We start from the raw sequence: 281 nt of genomic DNA on the forward strand, positions 1-281 counted from the left end.
ATGCACTATAACTACACACAAAAATTTATCCGTTAAGATTGATTACATCAGCATTATATTTGATACTGCAACCGCTGAAGATGTTATCATGCACATTTTAGGTTTACCGACTGACATTTTCAATGTCTATCCGGCAAGCGTTAAATTCAAGACCTATCAAGCACGCTGGCAGATTGGAGATATTTATGTATCGGGGAACGCAAGAAAGACAGAGGACAATCCACAAGGGCTAGGCTGTTATCTTGTTATGACTGGCAGAGGTTGTGATGATATTTTCCGTA

At 39.1% G+C, this 281-nt stretch carries 1 pseudogene; it reads left to right on the top strand.

The annotated features are described in order from the left end of the window. Positions 1-88 precede the first annotated feature (88 nt). Positions 89-281, top strand: a pseudogene (locus tag LI241_RS15640) (replication initiation factor domain-containing protein); the annotation flags it as partial.

It is taken from the genome of Longicatena sp. 210702-DFI.1.196 (assembly GCF_020563125.1).
Classification (GTDB): Bacteria; Bacillota_I; Bacilli_A; order Erysipelotrichales; family Erysipelotrichaceae; genus Longicatena; species Longicatena caecimuris.